Below are 20545 nucleotides of genomic sequence, written 5' to 3'. Positions count from 1 at the left end.
TACTGCACCTTGCCGACAGCGGGCCCCATCTTGCCCCTCGGGCCTCAGGCTGTCACTGGAGGAGTCTAAAGGCTGGGGAGGGGCCAGGGGCGGCGGATGAGGGGGAGCTCTCACCAAGGTTCTGTGCATACGGTGTACGACTCTGGCCCATTACGTGCACCGCGGGCCGCCCCGCGAGGGGTGCAGCCGCAGCTCACCGCACGTTCGGGAGCACCGGCCGCAGGCTGTTCCACCGCCCGATCTCGCACCCGTTGGTCCGCTCGAACGCGGAGTCGATGCTTCGCCCCTGCCACGTTCCGGTGATGCGGGCGGTGGCGGTTCCGCCGAACTGCTGCGTGCACATCGCGTCCCGGGGGACCGGCGCGAACGGGTCCGCGCTCTCGTGCGGCAGCCGCGCCAGCCGGTCGCAGGCCTGCTGCGCCACGGGGTGGCTGCCGCCCGCGGGCTCGCACTCCAGCTCGTAACGGCCGTCGGCCTCCGGGTTGCCCGACCCCGAGACGACGACGGTGAGATGCGTGCTCGTGTCCTCGGCCGGCAGCACGGGCAGCGGAAGCGACAGCGGCAGCGGAAGAGGACCGGCCACGGCCGTCGCCGCGGGTGCGGCTGCGGCCAGCGCGGCCAGCGACACGACGGCGGTGAGGGCGAGACGACGCATCATGCGGGCTCCTGTGGTCGTGCGTGTCGCCGGTCCGGGCCGGCGACGGAGGGAAACGAAGGGCGGGCGCCCCGCCATGACTAACGCTCGGCACGCCACGGCGTTGCGCAATCGCAGGCGCTTTGCCCTCGCGGCCGACTGCCTAGTACCGTAGGCAGCGATTGGTGACGCAACGCTCAGCTGTGTCATCATCTGCACGCACCACTCGCGTTCGCGCGGGGTGTGCTGGAGGCGTCGCCTAGTCCGGTCTATGGCGCCGCACTGCTAATGCGGTTTGGGTCTTAAAGCCCATCGAGGGTTCAAATCCCTCCGCCTCCGCTTGAACACCGAAGCCCCGTGCCACTGGCCGGGGCTTCGGTCGTTCCTGCGTCGGGGTGCGGTGGAGGCGGGGCCGTGAGGGGGCTGGGGCGGGGCTGGCCGGGGGCGTCTCGAACCGGTGTTCTCGCAGCTCAGCAGCGGTACGGCTAATGGATTTCGCGTCACGGCGCAGGTCATGTAATGTTGTTCTCGCAACGCCGACGGGGCAGAAAAAAGCCCGGGAAGCACAAGCACTCGTAGCTTAACGGATAGAGCATCTGACTACGGATCAGAAGGTTGCAGGTTCGAATCCTGCCGAGTGCACAGCAGGCGAGAGGCCCTCAGGAGAAATCCTGAGGGCCTCTCGCGTTGTCCGGGCAGCTGCCCTGGCCGGCGCGCGGCAGGTGTCATGGGTCCGCAGAACGGTGAAGGCGTCGTGATCGGCATGGAGCGACAGGACTGTTGCGGAACGGCTCCCGCAACCTGGGAGGACCCTTTGTATCCCGGGCACGGTGACGGGTCGATGCTCGGCGCCGACGGCTGCGGAGCCGAGGCCGTGCATGTGGACGCGACGCCCGGACCTGACAGCCGCGGCGAGGGGGAGGAGCCCCCGATCGGTGAACTCTGCTGAGCCGGGGCTTCGTTGTCTCAGGTCCAGTTACGCTCGGCCGCCGCGACGGACACCTGGCTGGTACTTGCCGCGCTGGGGAACCTGGGCGAGCGGGACACCCGCCGGCTGTACACGAACCGGCTCGTGGACGAGGTGCTGCTGTACGAGTTCACCGGGGTGCGCCGTGGGCGTACCGACGCTCGGCACGGCCCTGCCCCACGTGATCGGCGGGGACGGCGAGAGGATGCGCCCACCACACCGACAGAGACGAGGAAGAGCCCGTGAGTGGACAGACCCCGCGCAGTGCCACGGCTTTGTATGCGACAGCCGCGACCTGCGCGGCCATAGGTGCTCTGCTGTGGCTGCGCAGCCGGACCAGCACGGCATCCAGCCTCTACCTGTATGGATCCTCCCCGGACGGCGGCAGCTACAAGCCGTCGGCCTGGCGGGTGTGGTCGCCGGTGGTGCCCGAGGAACGTCTTGGCATGTATCTCCTCGCGGCAGCGCTCGTACTGGCCCTTGCGGCGCGCCTGGTTGCCACCTGGCGCGAGTGAACCGTGCCGGAGCGACGTTCCCGGCGACAGCGTCAGCAGGTACGTAGCTGCCCGTAAAGACGAAGTGCCGGGCACAGGAGCGCTGAGCCGCTGTGCCCGGCATGGACCCGGTACGCCGCCTTGGGTCAGGCCTCGGCGTTGGCGGCCGCGGTCACCTGGGGCTGCTGCGCGGGGCGGACGACCGGCCGGCGCCTGGCCGGGAGGCCGAGGGTGGGGTGGGCGACGCCCCAGGCCGTGCCCTTGCAGACCAGTTCCTTGTAGACGGCGGCGAGCCGGCCGGTCAGGGCAGCACTCACGGCGCGGTCGTCGGCGGTGACGTACTGGATGAGGCCCTCCCTGCGGCCCAGCGAGATGCACTGGTTGAAGTAGCGGAGCGGGGTCTTCGGCATCTTCGTGCCGGTCAGGCGTGCCGCGATGGCGTCGGCGGCCTGCCAGGCGGTGGGGACGCCCGACGCGCACGACATCCGCAGCGGCTTGTCGCCGGGGCCCGCCACCAGGGCCGCGTCGCCGACGGCGTACACGTCCGGGTGCGAGAGCGAGCGCATGGTCGCGTCGACCACGATCCGGCCGGTGTCGGAGACCTCCAGCGTGGTGGCCTCGGCGATCGGGTGGACCGCGAAGCCCGCGGTCCAGACGGTGGCGGAGGCGGGGATGGAGGCGCCGTCCGCGGTCGTGACGTGGTCGGCCGCCACCTCGGTGACGGTGGTGCGCTCGTGCACGGTGATGCCGAGCTTGTCGAACACCCTCCGCAGGTGCCCGCGGCCCTTGGGGGAGAGAGTGTCGCCGAGGCCGCTCCGGACGGCGAGGGCGATGTCGAGGTCCGGGCGGGCCTCGGCGAATTCGGTCGCGGCCTCCACGCCGGTGAGGCCGCCGCCGATGACGAGGACCTGCTGACCGGCGTCCAGGCCGGCGAGGTGTTCGCGCAGCCGGAGTGCGCCGGAGCGGCCGGCGATCTCGTGGGCGTGCTCGGCGGCACCGGGGACGCCCTGGCTGTTCCAGCCGCTGCCGAGGGCGTACACGAGGGTGTCGTACGGCAGTTCCTCGGCGCCGTCCGCCGCGCCGTTGGAGTCCACGACGGTGACGTGCTTGCGGTCCGCGTCGACCGCGGTGACCTTCGCGTACTTCAGGGCGACGCCCGTGCCCGCGAACATCTCCCCGAAGGGCCTGGGTGTCAGCTCCTGGCCGACGGCCAGCTGATGCATCCGGACGCGCTCGACGAAGTCGGGTTCGGCGTTGACGAGGGTGATGGCGACGTCTTCGCGGCGCAGCCGCTTGGCAAGGCGGCCGGCGGCGGTGGCTCCCGAGTATCCGGCGCCGAGGACGATGATGCGGTGCTGCTGGTGCTGCTGCATTTCCCTGCTCCTGTCTCGCGCGGTTTCCGCCCCTTGAACCGGGCAGCCCCGCGATTCCTGACAGGAGGGTTATGTGAGCTGCGTCACAGGGAGGTCAGAAGGCCCTGAACAGGGGTTCTCCGTGGTCGGACGCCGCCCAGCGCCGCGTGGCGCGTTCGAGCTTGTCGGGGTTGACCTGGTTACGGAACGCGGCGATGCCCTCGGGGGTGATCTCCAGGCACATGACGCCGATGACCCGGCCGTCGATGACCGCCAGGACGGCAGGGGCGCCGTTGGCGGTCGTGACGTGGACGTCGGGAGAACCACCGGCAATGTTGCGCTTGGCCTTGCTGGGCTTGAACAGGCCGCGCATGAACTTCGCGACCGCGAGAGCGCCCTCGAACGCCTTGGCGCGGGCCGGGACCTTGCCGCCGCCGTCGCCGATCGCGACGGCGTCCTCGGTGAGCAGCCGTACGAGCGGCTCGGTCCGGCCGCTGGTGGCGGCCGCGAGGAACTCCTCGACGATCCGCCGGGCGGCCGCCCCGTCGATCTCGGTGCGGGTCCTGCCGTGCGCGATGTGCTTCTTGGCGCGGTGGAAGATCTGCTGGGCGGCGGCCTCGGTGAGGTCGAGTATCTCGGCGATCTCGCGGTGCGGATAGCCGAAGGCCTCCCGGAGGACGTACACCGCCCGCTCGTTGGGGGAGAGCCGCTCCATGAGGGTGAGGACCGCGTACGAGACGGAGTCACGCTGCTCGGCCGTGTCGGCGGGGCCGAGCATCCTGTCCCCGGTGAGCAGGGGCTCGGGGAGCCATTCGCCCACGTAGGTCTCGCGCCGGGCGCGGGCCGAGGTGAGCTGGTTGAGGCACAGGTTGGTGAGCGCCTTCGTCAGCCAGGCCTCGGGGACCTCGATCCGGTCGACGTCGGCGGCCTGCCAGCGCAGGAAGGTGTCCTGCACGGCGTCCTCGGCCTCGCTCGCGGAGCCGAGGAGACGGTAGGCGATGGCCTCCAGACGCGGCCTGGAAGCCTCGAACCGGTCCACGTCCTGCACGGTCAGGGGCATGGCCCGGATCCTAACGCTCGCGGTGCGCGCCGGGCCGTGGACCGTTGTGGTGCGTGGTGCGCGTCGGCCGTGGACCGTGCGTGGTGCTTGGCGCTGGCACGGCTGCGGCGCTCGCGACCTGGGTGTGTATGCGCCGGTCGCCGCAGCGTCGGACCGGTGCGCGCGGGGCTCATGCCGGGCGGCGCCCGCTCCGGCCCGGCCCCGCGACGCGGCCCACGCCGGTCCTGTGCGGGTGGGGTCAGTTCCGGATGCGGCGGACCTCGGCCACGAGGTCCTGGGGCAGTCCGGGCCCCGCGCACGCGTAGTCGATCAGCAGGTCCCGGTAGGACGTATTCGGTATTTCCGGTGCCAGCACCACCAGGGCGCGCAGGTCCTCGGGCGAGCCGGACAGACGTGTGCGGTAGGCGGCTGCCGCCGCACGCAGGGACGCTTCCTGTGGTTCGTGCCGCAGGCCCTGTTCGGCCAGCGCGGCGGCTGCGGCGAAGTCGCCCTGCTCGGCACGCACGTCGCCGAGGTCCAGGCAGAGGGACCAGTTGTGAGGGTCCAGGGCCAGGGCGTCCTCGAAGGCTGCCGCGGCCCGGTCGAGATCGCCCATGGCCCGCCAGGTGCTCGCTCGTGCCACCGCGGTCCACATGACCCGCTCGACGGCATCGGCGCGGTCGCACAGGGCGAAGGACTGTTCGTAGTGGCCGCAGGCCCGTGGCAGCCGGGCCATCGCGGCCAGTGACTCCGGTACCGGACTGCGTCGGGAGACCCTGTCGATGGCGCGGAACCAGGGTGCGAACCGCTCACGCATCTCGTCGCTGTCCAGGTCGTGGGCGTGGTCCAGGGTCCGCAGACACGCCTCGGCCAGCGCCTCGGCGCTCACCGTGCCGAGGAATCGCTCATCGCCGAACCATGGGGCAGCGCCCCACGACACGTCGGGACGCGCCCCCGCGACCGAACCCAGGGCCATCACCGCGTTGTCCATGTCCCCATCGAGGAACAGGAAGTAGGCCTGCGCCGCAACGGAGCTCAGGGAACCGTCCCCTTCGAGGCCCGCCTTCAGCTCCGGGCGCCGGTCCCGCCACAACTCGGCGAGGGCCGCATAGGGCTCGGTCGAACCCGGCGCGGAGGTGACAGCCCCCACCAGCAACTTCACGGCGCCTACCGGGTTCCCGCCGCAGTGCGCCATGACGCCGGCGAGAGTGACGCCCGCCGCCACGGATTGATTCGTCATGGCCGAAGAGTAATCGCTGGAGGCGATCGCCGGAGAACGTCTGTGGCCGGCCTTCGTGAAGCAGTTGGACCACCCTCCCCGCGATCCCGATCCTGCGAACCCGATCCTGCGGGTCTACATGCGTACGGGTTCGCGGGTCTGGGGGGTCTTCACGCCGCGGCCGGCGCGATGTTCTGGTTGGCGTGGAAGAAGTTGTCCGGGTCGTAGGTGCGCTTGGCCGCGGCCAGTCGGTCGTAGGTGCCGCGGTAGGTGGACCGGACACGGTCCGGGGCCTCGGCCTCGCCGAGGAAGTTGATGTACGCGCCGCCCATGGAGTGCGGGTGCAGTTCGGTCCAGTAGTCGACGCACCACTGGCGGATCGCCTCGGCGTTGGCGGGATCGGGGTCGATGCCGGCGATGACGCCGGACCACATGGCGTCCCGGTAGGCCCAGGGGGTCGCGTCGGAGCCGACCCGGTGGGCCGCTCCGTCCACCGGGTACAGGTGCATCGTCGACAGGCCTGTGGGGAGGTTGCGGCCGTACTTCGCGTGCACCTCGATCGCCTCGTCCGAGATCGCGTCGAAGAAGTCGCCGCGCCAGTACCACTGGAGGCCCTTGGGGAGCAGGTCGTCGAACATGGACTGCAGGGCCGGGTACGGCATGGGGCTGGTGAAGTGGAAGGCGGGCGGTGCCGGGTCGTTGACCACCGACAGGGTCTCCTCCAGCTTGCCTGCCGCGAGGTCGCCCGTGTAGCACCAGACGACGCCGCACATCTTCTGTCCGTGGATCTCCTCGGGGAAGGGCGGTCCGGGCGGGACGGTCAGAAGAGCGAAGAAGCCGTTCAGGTCGTCCGGCGCGGCGGGCATGAACTCCCGGTACCACCGCAGCACTTCCGCCGTGCGGTCGACCGGCCACACGGTCACCGCGACCCCGACCGTGTCCACCGGGTGCAGCCGGTACGTGAACGACGTGACCACGCCGAAGTTGCCGCCGCCGCCCCTCAGCGCCCAGAACAGGTCCGGGTGTTCGGTCTCGGAGGCGGTGACGAACACGCCGTCGGCCAGGACGACGTCCGCGGCGAGCAGGCTGTCGATCGTGAGGCCGTACGCGCGTGTCAGGTGGCCGTGCCCGCCGCCCAGCGTGAGGCCGCCCACGCCGGTGGTCGACATGATCCCGGCCGGTACGCCGAGGCCGAAGGTGTGCGTCGCGTGGTCCAGGTCGCCCAACTGGCTTCCCCCGCCCACCTGTGCCGTGCGGGCCTCGGGGTCGACGCGCACCCAGCGCATCGGGGAGAGGTCGAGGGTCAGCCCGTCGTCGAGCACGCACAGCCCCGGCCCGCTGTGTCCGCCGCCGCGCACGGCCAGGTCCAGCCCGGCGTCCTGGGCGAAGGCGAGGGTGGCCCGCACGTCCGCCACGTCCACGCACTGGGCGATGGCGGCGGGGCGCCGGTCGATCATGGCGTTGTAGATGCCGCGGCCCGTGTCGTAGTCCGCGTCCCCCGGCGCGATCACAGGCCCCCGCACGTTCGAGCGCAGGCTGTCGAGAGCAGTGGCTTTGATGCTGGTCATGGTCGAACACCTCTGAGGGATCCTGGGATCGGGCCCACCACCCATCCAGTGTGACGCGGATCACAGTGGATGGCGATATGTGGAAGCATGGCGGGTTCGCATCCATGCGTTTCGCGTCCATCCGTCTCGCATTCGTCCGTTTCACATCCAGGAGTCCGGGAGTTCGCGCATGGAGTGGCAGTGCACCGGTCTCCGGTGGCCGGACGAGCGGGGCGGGCCCGTGCTCGGGTGGCAGAAGGGCCGTCGGACGAGGGGGAGCGTCCTCGCGTACGGGACCGAGCTCGGTTTCCGGGCCTCGGGCGGGCGGACCTGCGTCGGGGCGCGGGGGAACGCCTGCCCGATGGCGGCCGTGGTTCCGGAGCGGAGCACGGGCGCGCGATGCGCCGAGTGCGGGCGGCTGGACCGGGCGCACTCGGTGGCGGCCGACACGATTCCCGACGACCCGCGTACGTACCGCGTCTACCTCGCATGGTTCGGGGCCGGGATGGTGAAGGTCGGGATCACCGCCGAGGAGCGGGGTGCGGCCCGGCTGCGGGAGCAGGGGGCGGTGGTCTTCAGCTGGCTGGGGCGGGGGCCGTTGATGGCGGCACGGCGGGCCGAGGAGGTGCTGCGGGCGGCGCTCGGGGTGCCGGACCGGATCGCGTACGCGCGCAAGCGGGCGGTGCGGGCGGAGCTCCCGGGAGCCGGTGAGCGGGCCGGCGAGGTGGCGGAGCTGTACGGGAGGGCGGTGACGCTCGACGGGGGCGGCTGGCCCGAGGCGCTGGAGCGGCTGCCGTTCGACGCGGTCGACCATGCGGGGATCTTCGGGATCGACGGGCCGGGCGGGCCGGGCGGGGCGGTGCGCGCGGTGACCGGGCTGGTGGACGGTGGCGTGGTCGTGGGGCGGCTGATCGCGGCGGCCGGGCCGGATCTGCATCTGGACACCGGTGCGGACGGGGTCGTCGTCGTGGACACCCGGCTGATGACCGGCTGGGCACTGACGGCGGCCGGGCCGGCGGCCGGAACCGGAAGCGGAACCGGGGTGAGTGTGCCGACCGTCGTCGTCGGGGGCGGCGCTTCGCAGGACGGGCTGTTCTGAGAGCTTCGGGGGCGGCGCTTCGCAGGACGGGCTGTTCCGAGAGCTCCGGGGGCGGCGCTTCGCAGGACGGGCTGTTCCGAGAGCTTCGGGGGTGGCGCCTCGCCGGGCAGGCTGCTCTGAGATCGTCGGAGCGTGGCCGAGAGGGCAGGAGCGCCTGATGAGTGACGAACGCGACGACGTGGTGCGGTTCTGGGAACGGCTCGGGCTGCCCGGGATCATCGACATCCATACGCATTTCATGCCGGAACAAGTACTGCGCAAGGTCTGGGCGTACTTCGACTCGGTCGGGCCGCTGACCGGGATGGAGTGGCCGATCGCCTACCGGCACGACGAGGACGAACGGCTCGCGTTGCTGCGTTCGTTCGGCGTGCTCCGGTTCACCTCGATGCTCTACCCGCACAAGGCGGGCATGGCGCCCTGGCTGAACGGCTGGGCGGCCGACTTCGCCGGCCGGGTGCCCGACTGTCTGCACACCGCGACCTTCTTCCCCGAGGAGGGAGCCGAGACGTATGTGGCGGAGGCCGTCGAGGCCGGGGCGCGGGTCTTCAAGTCGCATATCCAGGTCGGGGCGTACGACCCGAACGATCCGCTGCTGGAACCGGTGTGGGGGCTGCTCGCGGAGGCCGGAGTCCCCGTCGTGACGCACTGCGGGTCCGGGCCCGCGCCCGGCAGGCACACCGGGCCCGAACCCATCGGCCGGCTCCTCGCCCGGCACCCCCGGCTGCGGCTGATCGTGGCGCACATGGGGATGCCTGAGTACGCGGAGTTCCTGACGCTCGCGGAGACGTACCGGGAGGTCCGGCTCGACACGACGATGGCCTTCACGGACTTCACGGAGGACTTCATCCCCTTCCCGGTGGCCGATCGGGGACGGCTCGCGGCGCTCGGGGACCGGATTCTGCTGGGGACGGACTTCCCGAACATTCCGTATCCGTACGCACACCAGCTGCACGCCCTGGAGCGGCTGGAACTCGGGGACGACTGGCTGCGGGCGGTCTGCCACGACAACGCGAAGGCGCTGTTCGACGACAACGCGAAGGCGCTGTTCGACCGCTGAGGCGGCGGGCGCCCGGCCACTCGCCCGGGACGGCCCGGCCACTGGCTCGGGACTGCCGGTCACCCGCGTGGGGTCGCCCGGTCACCCGCCCGGGGTGGCCCGGCCGCCCCGAGCGCATTCTCAGGGAATTCACAGAATCGGAAAAGAACTCTCTCAGGGGCGTCTCGGAGGGTTGAGGCATGACGACGACGACCTCGCCCCAGGGGCGTACCGAACTGCTCAGGCCGGACCGGACCCCCGTCCGGGTCCTGGTCGTGGACGACGAGGCCCCGCTGGCCGAGCTGCTCTCCATGGCGCTTCGCTACGAGGGCTGGGAGGTGCGCAGTGCGGGGGACGGCGCCGGTGCCCTGCGTACGGCCCGGGACTTCCGGCCCGACGCGGTGATCCTCGACGTGATGCTGCCCGACATGGACGGGCTCGCCGTGCTCGGCAGGCTGCGCCGGGAGCTCTCCGAGGTGCCCGTGCTGTTCCTGACCGCCCGCGACTCGGTGGAGGACCGGATCGCCGGGCTCACCGCCGGCGGCGACGACTACGTCACCAAGCCGTTCAGCCTGGAGGAGGTCGTCGCGAGGCTTCGCGGGCTGATCCGGCGGTCCGGCACGGCGGCGGTACGCAGCGAGTCGACGCTCGTCGTCGGCGACCTGATGCTGGACGAGGACAGCCACGAGGTGAGCCGCGGCGGAGCCAACATCCACCTCACCGCGACCGAGTTCGAGCTCCTGCGGTTCCTGATGCGCAATCCGCGCCGGGTGCTGAGCAAGGCGCAGATCCTGGACCGGGTCTGGAACTACGACTTCGGCGGCCAGGCCAACGTCGTCGAGCTCTACATCTCGTACCTGCGCAAGAAGATCGACGCGGGCCGGACGCCCATGATCCATACCCGGCGCGGGGCGGGATACCTCATCAAGCCCGGTGAGTAGCCGCGTGAAACGGCTGACGAAGGGGCCGTGGACGCTGCGGACCCGGCTTGCGGTCTCCTCGGTGATGCTGATCGCGGTCGTCGCGGCCGTGATCGGCACGGTCACCGCCATCGCCTTCCACACCTACATGTACGGGAAGCTGGACGGCCAGCTGCGCGACATCGCGGTACAGGCCGAACGGAAGCCGGGTGCGCCCGTTCCCGGCGGGCCCAAGGACAAGGATCCGCTCGGCTTCATCGGTATGGGCGGCCAGCCCCTCAAGACCTTCGGCGCGCTCTCCTCGGACGGTGGGGTCACCGATTCCGTGGTCGTGAAGGACGGCGGACTCGACCCCGAGGAGAACACCGAGCCGCTGACCGGCGCACAGCAGGCCGCCCTGGAGGCGGCCGGAGTCCCCGCGGACAGGAAAGCGCACGACGTCGAGCTGCCCGGACTCGGCGGCTACCGGGTGGAGGCCGTGCACGAGGCCGACGGGACGACCGTGCTCGTCGGCATTCCCACCACCGAGGTGAGCCGGGCCCTCACCACCCTGGTCCTCGTCGAGGTCTGCGTCACCGGCGCCGGACTGATCGCGGCCGGGATCGCGGGCGCCGCCATGGTCACGGTCGCCCTGCGGCCGCTGCGACGGGTGGCCGCCACCGCGACGCGCGTCTCCGAACTCCCGCTGCACAGCGGCGAGGTCGCCCTCCTCGAACGGGTCCCGGACGCCGAGGCCGATCCGCGTACCGAGGTCGGCCAGGTCGGTGCCGCCCTCAACCGGATGCTGGGACACGTCGGTTCGGCGCTGGACGCGCGGCAGAAGAGCGAGATGCGGGTACGGCAGTTCGTCGCCGACGCCAGCCATGAGCTGCGCACCCCGCTCGCCTCGATCCGCGGGTACGCCGAACTCACCAGGCGAGGCCGGGAGGAAACCGGCCCCGACACCCGGCACGCACTGGGGCGGATCGAGTCCGAGGCGCAGCGCATGACGGGCATGGTGGAGGATCTGCTGCTGCTCGCCCGGCTGGACGCGGGCCGCCCCCTCAGTTACGAGAGCACCGATCTCTCCCCGCTCGTCATAGACGCGGTGAGCGACGCACGCGTCACGGGCCGGGCCGCCTCCGGGGACGGGTCCGGGCCCACCCATCACTGGCGGCTGGAACTTCCCGAGATTCCGGCGACCGTACGCGCCGACCCGACCAGGATCCAGCAGGTGCTGGTCAACCTGCTGGCCAACGCCCGTACGCACACCCCGCCCGGGACCACGGTCACGGCCCGGGTGCTCGCGGAGGCCGGGAACCCCTGGGTGACCCTGGAGGTCCAGGACAACGGGCCCGGCATCCCGCCCGAGCTGCTGCCGCACGTCTTCGAGCGGTTCGCTCGCGGGGATGCCTCGCGGTCCCGGCACGCCGGGTCGACGGGGCTCGGGCTCGCCATCGTGCAGGCCGTTGTCACCGCGCACGGTGGGCTTGCCGACGTGCGTTCCGTGCCGGGGAACACCGTGTTCGCCGTCCATCTGCCGGCGGGCTCCGGGTACTCCGGGTACGCAGGGGGTCCGGCCGTGGGCTCCGCGGGCCGTGCACCGGAGCACTCACAGTCCGGCCACAGGCTCAGCACACGGGCGTGACAGCGCGGTTGGCGAGTGTCGTTGTCATGCAAACCGACACTCCTTGGAGCACCTTGCCGGCCCGGGACCACCTCCTGGCCGGCGTGGACGCGGCAGGTGCCCCCGTACTCGATGTGGTGGTACCCGTCTACAACGAGGAGAAGGACCTGGAGCCGTGTGTGCTGCGGCTGCACGACCATCTGGCGCGCACCTTCCCGTACGCCTTCCGGATCACCGTCGCGGACAACGCGAGCACCGACCGGACCCCCGAGGTGGCGCAGCGGCTGGCTCGCTCGCTGCCCGGGGTGCGCTCGTACCGGCTGGAGGAGAAGGGCCGCGGACGGGCGCTGCGCACCGTCTGGTCGCACTCGGACGCCCCGGTCCTCGCCTACATGGACGTGGACCTGTCCACCGACCTCAACGCGCTGCTCCCGCTGGTCGCACCGCTGATCTCCGGGCATTCGGACCTGGCCATCGGCTCGCGTCTCGCGCGCAGTTCGCGGGTGGTGCGGGGGACGAAGCGGGAGTTCATCTCGCGGGCCTACAACATCATTCTGCGCTCGTCGCTGGCCGCCCGGTTCAGCGACGCGCAGTGCGGGTTCAAGGCGATCCGGCGGGAGGTCGCGCAGCGGCTGCTGCCGATGGTCGAGGACACCGGCTGGTTCTTCGACACCGAGATGCTGGTGCTCGCCGAGCGGGCCGGTCTGCGCATCCACGAGGTGCCCGTCGACTGGGTCGACGACCCGGACTCGACGGTCCACATCGTGCGGACCGCCACCGAGGACCTGAAGGGCGTGTGGCGGGTGGGGCGGGCGCTGGCCGTCGGTGCACTGCCGCTGGACCGCCTGGCACGCCCCTTCGGCGACGACCCGCGCGACCGCGGGATCGGTGGGGTGCCGGGCGGACTGGCCCGGCAGCTGGTCGGGTTCTGCGTCGTGGGCGCCCTGTCCACGCTCTTCTATCTGGCCCTGTACTCGCTGTTCCGGCTGGGCGTCGGCCCGCAGATCGCCAACGGCGGCGCCCTGCTGGTGTCGGCCGTCGCGAACACGGCAGCGAACCGGAGGCTCACCTTCGGGGTACGCGGCCGGGGCAGCGCCGTACGCCACCAGGCACAGGGGCTCGTGGTGTTCGCCATCGGCCTCGCGCTGACCGCCGGTTCGCTGGCCGCGTTGGGCGCGGCCTCCGGGTCGCCCTCGCACGGCACCGAACTCGCCGTACTGATCGCGGCCAACCTCGCGGCGACGGTGCTGCGGTTCCTGCTCTTCCGCGCCTGGGTCTTCCCGGACCGCGACCGGGGCGGTGACACGGCCCGCCCCGCGGACGCCCCTGCGCACCGCCAGGACGCCGCGCCGGCCGACGACACCCACCACGAACTGAGGAACGTCCGATGACCACGCTCGACCACCTCCCGGCCCCGCCCCAGGCGGCGGGCTCGCCGAGCCACGGACGGACCGGCGGCTCGCTGCCGCACCGCGTGTGGCGCGGCCGGCCCGAGGACCCCCGCTGGACGCGCCCGGCCTTCCTCGCCATGCTGCTCGTCATCACGCTGGCGTACCTCTGGAACCTCAGCGCGTCCGGCTACGCCAACTCCTTCTACTCCGCGGCCGTTCAGGCCGGCAGCCAGAGCTGGAAGGCCTTCTTCTTCGGTTCGCTGGACTCGGCGAACGCCATCACCGTCGACAAGCCCCCGGCCACCCTGTGGCCGATGGCGTTGTCGGTGCGGATCTTCGGCCTGAGCTCGTGGGCGATCCTGGCGCCGCAGGTGCTGATGGCCGCGGCGACGGCCGGGGTGCTCTACGCCTCCGTGCGCCGCCGGTTCAGCGCCGCGGCCGGGCTGATCACCATGGCGGTGTTCGCGCTCACGCCCGTCGCCGCGCTGATGTTCCGGTTCAACAACCCGGACGCGCTGCTCGCGCTCCTGATGACCGTCACGGTCTACTGCGTGCTGCGCGCGATGGAGAACGGCCGCACCAAGTGGCTGGTGTGGGCGGGCGTCGCGGTCGGTCTGGCGTTCCTGTCCAAGACCTTGCAGGCGTTCCTGATCCTGCCGCCGCTCGCGGTGCTGTACGCGGTGTTCGCGCCGGTCTCCGTGCGCAGGAGGTTCGGCCAGCTGGGCCTCTCGGCGCTGGCGATGGTCGTCGCGGGCGGCTGGTGGGTGGCGATCGTCGAGCTGTGGCCCGCCTCCTCGCGCCCGTACATCGGCGGCTCGCAGAACAACTCGTTCCTGGAGCTGACCTTCGGCTACAACGGGCTCGGCCGGATCAACGGCGAGGAGACCGGCAGTGTCGGCGGTGGCGGGGGCGGCGCCGGTGGGGGCGGCCAGTGGGGCGAGACCGGCATCGGCCGGATGTTCAACTCGGAGATCGGCAGCCAGATCTCGTGGCTGCTGCCGGCCGCGCTGATTCTCCTGGCCGCCGGTGTCTGGCTGACCTGGCGGGCGAAGCGGACGGACACGGCGCGGGCGGCCTTCCTGGCCTGGGGCAGCTCGCTGCTGATGACCGCGGTCGTGTTCAGCTTCATGGCCGGCATCTTCCACCAGTACTACACGGTGGCTCTGGCCCCCTACATCGCGGCGCTGATCGGCATGGGTGCCACGGTTCTGTGGGAGGAGCGCTCCCGCTGGTGGGCGGGTGCCGCGCTCGCGGGCACGGTGGCCGTGACGGCGTACTGGGCGTACGTGCTGCTGGGGCGGACCCCGGACTACCAGCCGTGGCTGCGGCCGACCGTGCTCGTCGTCGGGCTCGTGGCCGCAGTCGGCCTGCTGTTCGCGTCCCGGCTGGGTCGTCAACTGGCCCTCGCCGCCGTGGGGCTGGGCTTCGCCGCGTCGCTGGCCGGGCCGACCGCGTACACCGTGAGCACGCTGAACACCGGCCACCAGGGCTCGATCGTCACCGCGGGCCCGTCCTCCGGCGGGATGGGCGGCCCCGGTGGCGGTGGCGGCGATGGTGGCGGCCGCGGCATGCAGCCGCCCGGGCAGGGCAACCAGCAGGGCAACCAGCAGGGTGGCGGCACGGGCCGGCCCCCGACCGGCACCCCGCCCGGCCAGGGCCAGGGGCAGGGACAGACGCAGGGCGGTCCCGGTACGGCGCAGAACGGGCAACAGCCCGGCGCCATGCCCGGCATGGGCGAGGCCGGTGGCGGAGGGGGCGGCATGGGCGGGCTGCTCAACGGCGCGTCCGTCGGTGCCGAGGCCAAGAAGCTCCTGGAGGAGAACGCCGACGACTACACCTGGGCCGCGGCGGCCATCGGCTCGCAGAACGCCGCCAGTTACCAGCTCGCCACCGGTGACCCGGTGATGGCGATCGGCGGCTTCAACGGAAGCGACCCGTCCCCGACGCTCTCCCAGTTCAAGAAGTACGTCGAGGACGGCCGGATCCACTACTTCATCTCGAGTGGCACGGGCGGTGGTGGCGGCATGGGCGGCAGCAGCGGCACCTCGTCGCAGATCTCCGCCTGGGTGGAGAAGAGCTTCAAGGAGGTAACCGTCGGCAGCGCGACCTTCTACGACCTGACCCAGCCGACGAGCAGCTGAGGCCCGAGGCCCGAGGCCCGAGCCCGGGCGGCCCGGGGCTGACGGCTCAGCGCTTCAGCAACAAGTCCGCGACAACGGGGCGGTGGTCCGAGGCAAGCGTCTCGGCCACCGCCGCGTCGCGTGCCCGCACGGTGTTCTTCGAGACCGCCACGTAGTCGATCCGCTGCACCGGGTTCAGCGCCGGGTAGGTGGGGCCGCCCGGCTCCACGTCGGTGAGCGTCTCCCACAACGGGGCCAGTTCCGGCGCCGCCGGGGCCGCGTTGAAGTCGCCGAGCAGGATCTGGTGCACCGGCCGGCGCTCCGACTCCTGGTCCTCCGCCATGATCCGGCGGGTGTCGGCCACCTGGGCGATCCGGACGGACGGGTCGCCGCGGTAGTCGAGGTGCGTCGCGTACACGTGCACGGGCATCCCCTTCACCCGCAGCACGACCTCGCCGAAGCCTGGCGCGGGCGCCGGGACCGGGTTCGGGTCCTGGGTGGAGAGCCGGGTGATGTCGTGGTTCTCGGCGCTCACGATCCGGTACCGGGACAGCACCGCGACGCCGAACTCGCGTCTCGGGGCACCCGCCGTCACCGGATCGAGGCTGTAGATCGGGGCGAACGACACCTGCATGCCGAGCCGTTCGGCCAGTTCGGCCGCCAGGTCCCGCCCCTGACTGCGGTCGCCCCAGTGGACGTCGACCTCCTGGAGCCCGATCACATCCGCGTCCAGTGAGCGGAGCTCGGCCACCTGCCGGTCGAGATCGAAGACGTTGTCCATGCCGGAACCCGCATGGATGTTGTACGTGGCGACACGAAGGGGCACCAGCCGGCCCGGACCGTGCCCCGCGGCCATCGCGGGAGGCGCGAGCGCCGTCCCCAACAGGCCTGCGGTCAGCAGGACTTCCACCGTACGACGACGCAGTGACATACCACTCCAGCCCTTGTCGGATCAGCGACCGGCACCGTACCGCGGGAAAGTCGGTTGAACGCCGCGCAGGAGTGGCTATACGGTGTACAACCGCTCCCCTGTACACCGTATAGGGATCTGACCGAACGCCCGGGAGTCCGAATGACGGCGACCGCCGCCGAGCAGAACCACCTCTCACCACCGAGCCACCCGCAGCGCTGGCTGATCCTCGGCGTCATCTGCCTCGCCCAGCTCACCGTGCTGCTCGACAACACCGTCCTCAACGTCGCGATCCCCTCCCTCACCCGGGAGCTGGACGCGTCCACCGCCGATGTGCAGTGGATGATCAACGCCTATTCGCTCGTGCAGTCGGGTCTGCTGCTTACCGCCGGCAGCTCGGCCGACCGCTACGGCCGCAAGAAGATGCTGATCGCGGGGCTCGCCCTGTTCGGCATCGGTTCACTGGTGGCGGGGCTCGCCCAGTCCTCCGGGCAACTGATCGCCGCGCGGGCGGGCATGGGCATCGGCGGGGCCCTGCTGATGACCACGACCCTCGCCGTCGTCGTGCAGATCTTCGACGAGTCCGAGCGGGTGAAGGCGATCGGCATCTGGTCGACCGTCAGCTCGCTCGGCTTCGCCGTGGGACCGCTGATCGGCGGGGTGATGCTCGACCACTTCTGGTGGGGCGCGATCTTCCTGATCAACATCCCGGTCGCCGTGATCGGCCTGGTGGCCGTGGCGCGCCTGGTGCCGGAGTCGAAGAACCCGAGCGGGGACCGCCCCGACCTGCTCGGCGCGCTGCTCTCCACCATAGGTATGGCCGCGGTCGTGTACGCGATCATCTCCGGCCCCGGACACGGCTGGACCTCCGGCCAGGTGCTGCTGACCGCCTTCATCGGGGTCGCCGTCCTCACCGGATTCGTGCTGTGGGAACTGCACATCCCGTATCCGATGCTGGACATGCACTTCTTCCGGAACCAGAAGTTCATCGGTGCGGTGGCGGGCGCGATCCTGGTGGCGTTCGGGATGGGCGGCTCGCTGTTCCTGCTCACCCAGCAGCTCCAGTTCGTCCTCGGTTACGGTCCGCTGGAGGCGGGCCTGCGCACGGCTCCGCTCGCGCTGAGCGTCGTCGCGCTCAACCTCACCGGGCTGGGCGCACGGCTGGTGCCCAAGCTCGGTACGCCCGTCACCATCGCCTCCGGGATGGGACTGCTCGCCGCGGGTCTGGGCGCGATCGCGCTGCTGGGCGGGGACGGTTACGGCGGGACGCTGCTCGGTCTGCTCGTGATGGGCGCGGGCATCGCGCTCGCCATGCCGGCCATGGCCAACGCGATCATGAGCGCGATCCCGCCCGAGAAGGCGGGCGTCGGCGCCGGGGTCAACGGAACCCTCGCCGAATGCGGCAACGGCCTCGGGGTCGCCGTGCTCGGCGCGGTGCTGAACTCCCGGTTCGCGGCGCTCGTGCCGTCGGCCGTCGGGGCGGCCTCGCTGCCCGCGGCTCTCGCCGCGGCCGGCGGTGAGGGGGAGCGGCAGCGGATCACCGACGCCTTCTCCTCCGGTCTGGAGACCAGCATGCTGGTCGGAGCGGCAGCGGTACTGGCCGGCGGTCTGCTGGCCGCGGTACTGCTGCGCCGGGCGGAGCGAGGAGAATCGGATCGGGCTGACCCGGCCGCGGCAGCGGCATAGCATCAGGCGGGACGTACCGGACCGTATGGCTCCGTTTTCGGGGCACGGTGTACGCATCCGGTTCGTCCCGCCGGCGAGAAGAGGGAGTGCGCCATGGTGTCCGCGGCCGACCGCGCGAAGGACCCTGCCCGGACCAGTGTGTGGCTGAACCACCGCCCGCCTTCGCGCGGCCGGAAGACGGACCAGCCCGCAGGGCTCGACCGCGACCGGATCACCGCCGCGACGGTCCGGCTGCTGGACGCCGAGGGCCTCGCGAAGTTCTCCATGCGCCGGCTCGCCGCCGAGCTGAACGTCACGGCGATGTCCCTGTACTGGTACGTCGACACCAAGGACGACCTGCTGGAACTGGCCCTCGACGCCGTCTACAGCGAGATCGACCCCCCGCAGGAGGACGCGCCCTGGGAGTCCCGGCTGCGGTCGCTGGCGACGGCCTACCGGGAGCTGCTGGTCCGGCACGTCTGGGTCTCCCCGCTCGTCGGGAAGTACCTCAACATGGGCCCGCACGCGATGCTCATGTCGTATGCCATCCAGGACGTGATCCGCGCGACCGGTCTCCCTCTGGGGCGGCAGACCGGCGCGCTCTCCGCGGTCTTCCAGTTCGTGTACGGATTCGGCACCGTCGAGGGCCAGTTCGCCCAGCGCAGTGCCGAGGCGGGGCTCACCCAGGACGAGTACTTCCAGCAGGCGATGGCGGCCATCCAGGGCCAGCCGCATCTGGGCCCGATCGTGGAGAACTCACAGAACCTCATCGCGGCGCGGGGTGCCGAAACCGTCCACGAGATGCACGAGCGGGACTTCGCGTTCGCTCTCGACCTGCTGATCGCGGGCATCGTCGCGATGCGGGAACGTGCCGAGCGGGAGCGGGAGCGGTCAGGGGACGGGGAAGAGGCCCGTCCCCGTCAGTAGCCCGCGCCCGTCAGTAGCCCCTGCCCGGCCCGCGGCGAGGTCCGGAACCCGCCCGGCCACTGTTAGCGTGAGTCTCACGGAGATCTGCGATCAGCCATCAGCGGTCTGCGATCAACTTGTCTGCGGTCTGCGGTCTGCGGTCTGCGGTCTGCGATCAGCTGTCCGGGGCCAGGTGGGCGGGGAAGCCGCCCGTGGCGATCGGCCCCCACCGCTCAGGGGTGATCCGGATGATCGACTTGCCCTGCTTCACCATCGCCGCCCGGTACTCGTCCCAGTCGGGGTGTTCCCCCGAGATGTTCCGGAAGTACTCGACGAGCGGCTCGACCGAGTCCGGTGAGTCGATCACCTCGGCCGAGCCGTCGATCTGCACCCAGGGCCCGTTCCACTCGTCCGACAGGACGAGGACACTCACCCGCTCGTCCCGCTTCGCATTGCGGGTCTTCGCCCGCTCGGGGTACGTCGAGACGACGATCCGGCCCGCGTCGTCGACGCCGCAGGTGAGCGGGGAGCCCTGGGGGCGGCCGTCGGAGCGGGTGGTCAGCAGGATCGCCCGGTGCCGGGGCCGTACGAAGGCCAGCAACTCGTCGAGTGCCACGGCGGTGTTGGTCGCGATGTTGGATGCCATGAAACCGACCCTACGACCGTGCGGTCAGGCGGTCGGCAGGGAATCGCCCTGAACGGCCTGGATGTCGAGCTCCACCCGCAGCGTCGTCCCGATCGCCGAGATGCCCGCCTGGACCACCTGGTTGTAGTTCATGGCGAAGTCCTCGCGGCGCAGCTCGGCCGAGGCGTTGAACGCCGCGCGGACGCCGCCCCACGGGTCCGGGCCCGTGCCGAGATAGCTCAGGTTCAGGTCGACCGGACGCTCCACGCCGTGCAGCGACAGCTCGCCGTGCACGGTCCAGCGGTCGGGTCCGGCCGGGGTCAGCCCGCTGGAGCGGTAGGTGATCTCCGGGAACCGGTCGGTGTCCAGGAAGTCGGGCGAGCGCAGGTGCTTGTCCCGCATGCCGTTGCCCGTGTCGATGCTGGCCGCGTTGATGACGGCGTCCACGCGGCAGTGCTGGATGTCCTCGGCGATCTCGATGCGTCCGCCGAACTCGGTGAACCGGCCGTGCACGCTGGAGATCCCCAGGTGCTGTGCGACGGCTCCCACCGAGGAGTGGGCCGGATCCAGCGACCAGGCGCCGGGCGGCGGCAGTTCCACGCCGCCCTGGCGGGCCAGCACCACCGTGCCGGCCTCGACCCGGCCGCTCGCCGTGACGAGGGCGGTGGAGGCGGCGGGGGCGTACCCGACCGCCGTCACGATCACGGTGTAGGCGCCGGCGGACAGCAGCGCGTCGGTCCGCACCGTTCCGTCCTCGTCGGCGGCGGCCCGCAGCACCTGCGTACCGGTCATGTCGGTGACCGTCACGACCGCGTGCTGGACGGCCCAGCCGTCCCGCGTGCGTACCTGTGCGCGAAGTCCCATCCCGTTTTCTCTCCTTGCCCGTTGCTCCATGGCCCATCCACTCCCGGAACGGGTCACTCAATGAGTCGGGCCCCGGGGCGGGGACGGCAGGCCGTCCCCTGCCTGCCGTCCCCACCGCCGGGGCCCATTTTCCGCCGGCCTGGACAGACTC

At 71.4% G+C, this 20545-nt stretch carries 17 protein-coding genes and 2 tRNA genes; 11 read left to right on the top strand and 8 right to left on the bottom strand.

What is annotated here, in order from left to right; translation table 11 throughout:
• Positions 1-193: 193 nt before the first annotated feature.
• The gene (locus ABT025_RS00575) at positions 194-658 is read right to left on the bottom strand and encodes an SSI family serine proteinase inhibitor (RefSeq protein ID WP_350988211.1); all 465 of its coding nucleotides are present in this window, start codon (positions 656-658) and stop codon (positions 194-196) included.
• 224 nt (positions 659-882) lie between these two features.
• On the opposite strand from ABT025_RS00575, the gene ABT025_RS00570 reads away from it, so the two are divergent.
• The 3 genes from ABT025_RS00570 (at position 883) to ABT025_RS00560 (ending at position 2116) form a co-directional block, all read left to right on the top strand.
• Positions 883-973 (top strand) — tRNA-Ser (locus ABT025_RS00570).
• A 230-nt stretch (positions 974-1203) separates the two neighbouring features.
• Positions 1204-1276: transfer RNA gene (locus ABT025_RS00565), tRNA-Arg, on the top strand.
• 567 nt (positions 1277-1843) lie between these two features.
• Complete coding sequence (locus tag ABT025_RS00560) at positions 1844-2116, top strand: hypothetical protein (protein WP_350988209.1); 273 nt, start codon at positions 1844-1846, stop codon at positions 2114-2116.
• A 125-nt stretch (positions 2117-2241) separates the two neighbouring features.
• Here the strand turns inward: ABT025_RS00560 and ABT025_RS00555 are convergent, their stop codons facing one another.
• The 4 genes from ABT025_RS00555 to ABT025_RS00540 form a co-directional block, all read right to left on the bottom strand.
• Entirely contained in the window at positions 2242-3468 is a 1227-nt protein-coding gene (locus ABT025_RS00555; RefSeq protein WP_350988207.1) for an NAD(P)/FAD-dependent oxidoreductase, read from the bottom strand.
• Positions 3469-3562: 94 nt separating this feature from the next.
• Complete coding sequence (locus ABT025_RS00550; protein WP_350988205.1) at positions 3563-4507, bottom strand: RNA polymerase sigma-70 factor; 945 nt, start codon at positions 4505-4507, stop codon at positions 3563-3565.
• 238 nt (positions 4508-4745) lie between these two features.
• The gene (locus ABT025_RS00545; RefSeq protein WP_350988203.1) at positions 4746-5726 is read right to left on the bottom strand and encodes a tetratricopeptide repeat protein; all 981 of its coding nucleotides are present in this window, start codon (positions 5724-5726) and stop codon (positions 4746-4748) included.
• A 149-nt stretch (positions 5727-5875) separates the two neighbouring features.
• Positions 5876-7273: an FAD-binding oxidoreductase gene (locus ABT025_RS00540; protein WP_350988201.1), complete on the bottom strand. Its 1398-nt coding sequence runs from the start codon at positions 7271-7273 to the stop codon at positions 5876-5878.
• A 169-nt stretch (positions 7274-7442) separates the two neighbouring features.
• Here ABT025_RS00540 and ABT025_RS00535 point away from each other — a divergent pair, with 169 nt between their 5' ends.
• From ABT025_RS00535 to ABT025_RS00510, 6 genes are all read left to right on the top strand, one after another.
• Positions 7443-8351: a DUF2797 domain-containing protein gene (locus ABT025_RS00535; RefSeq protein ID WP_350988198.1), complete on the top strand. Its 909-nt coding sequence runs from the start codon at positions 7443-7445 to the stop codon at positions 8349-8351.
• A 157-nt stretch (positions 8352-8508) separates the two neighbouring features.
• Entirely contained in the window at positions 8509-9408 is a 900-nt protein-coding gene (locus tag ABT025_RS00530) for an amidohydrolase family protein (protein WP_350988197.1), read from the top strand.
• Between the two features lie 179 nt (positions 9409-9587).
• Positions 9588-10328, top strand: a complete 741-nt coding sequence (locus ABT025_RS00525; RefSeq protein WP_350988195.1) for a response regulator transcription factor — start codon at positions 9588-9590, stop codon at positions 10326-10328.
• Positions 10329-10392: 64 nt separating this feature from the next.
• Positions 10393-11934, top strand: a complete 1542-nt coding sequence (locus ABT025_RS00520) for a HAMP domain-containing sensor histidine kinase (RefSeq protein WP_350988487.1) — start codon at positions 10393-10395, stop codon at positions 11932-11934.
• Between the two features lie 26 nt (positions 11935-11960).
• The gene (locus ABT025_RS00515) at positions 11961-13304 is read left to right on the top strand and encodes a bifunctional glycosyltransferase family 2/GtrA family protein (RefSeq protein ID WP_350988193.1); all 1344 of its coding nucleotides are present in this window, start codon (positions 11961-11963) and stop codon (positions 13302-13304) included.
• Positions 13301-15445, top strand: coding sequence for an ArnT family glycosyltransferase (locus ABT025_RS00510; RefSeq protein ID WP_350988191.1), 2145 nt, complete (start codon positions 13301-13303; stop codon positions 15443-15445). The genes ABT025_RS00515 and ABT025_RS00510 overlap by 4 nt, the downstream gene beginning before the upstream one ends.
• Positions 15446-15491: 46 nt before the next feature.
• On the opposite strand, the gene ABT025_RS00505 is transcribed toward ABT025_RS00510, so the two are convergent.
• Positions 15492-16355, bottom strand: a complete 864-nt coding sequence (locus ABT025_RS00505) for an endonuclease/exonuclease/phosphatase family protein (RefSeq protein WP_350988189.1) — start codon at positions 16353-16355, stop codon at positions 15492-15494.
• Between the two features lie 141 nt (positions 16356-16496).
• On the opposite strand from ABT025_RS00505, the gene ABT025_RS00500 reads away from it, so the two are divergent.
• Both ABT025_RS00500 and ABT025_RS00495 read left to right on the top strand, forming a co-directional pair.
• Positions 16497-18020 carry an MFS transporter gene (locus ABT025_RS00500; RefSeq protein WP_350988187.1) on the top strand — a complete coding sequence of 508 codons (1524 nt, stop codon included), beginning with the start codon at positions 16497-16499 and terminating at the stop codon, positions 18018-18020.
• A 93-nt stretch (positions 18021-18113) separates the two neighbouring features.
• On the top strand, positions 18114-18926 hold the full coding sequence (locus ABT025_RS00495) for a TetR/AcrR family transcriptional regulator (RefSeq protein ID WP_350988185.1): 813 nt from the start codon (positions 18114-18116) through the stop codon (positions 18924-18926).
• 154 nt (positions 18927-19080) lie between these two features.
• On the opposite strand, the gene ABT025_RS00490 is transcribed toward ABT025_RS00495, so the two are convergent.
• On the bottom strand, positions 19081-19551 hold the full coding sequence (locus tag ABT025_RS00490; RefSeq protein ID WP_350988183.1) for a PPOX class F420-dependent oxidoreductase: 471 nt from the start codon (positions 19549-19551) through the stop codon (positions 19081-19083).
• Positions 19552-19575: 24 nt separating this feature from the next.
• Positions 19576-20394 (bottom strand): YceI family protein, encoded by an 819-nt coding sequence (locus ABT025_RS00485; RefSeq protein ID WP_350988181.1) that lies wholly within the window; start codon positions 20392-20394, stop codon positions 19576-19578.
• Positions 20395-20545 lie beyond the last annotated feature (151 nt).

It is taken from the genome of Streptomyces sp. NPDC002809 (assembly GCF_040295435.1).
In the GTDB taxonomy this organism is placed as follows: domain Bacteria; phylum Actinomycetota; class Actinomycetes; order Streptomycetales; family Streptomycetaceae; genus Streptomyces.
The sequence above is the reverse complement of the archived record's forward strand: the minus strand, read 5'-3'. Positions and strand labels throughout refer to the sequence as shown.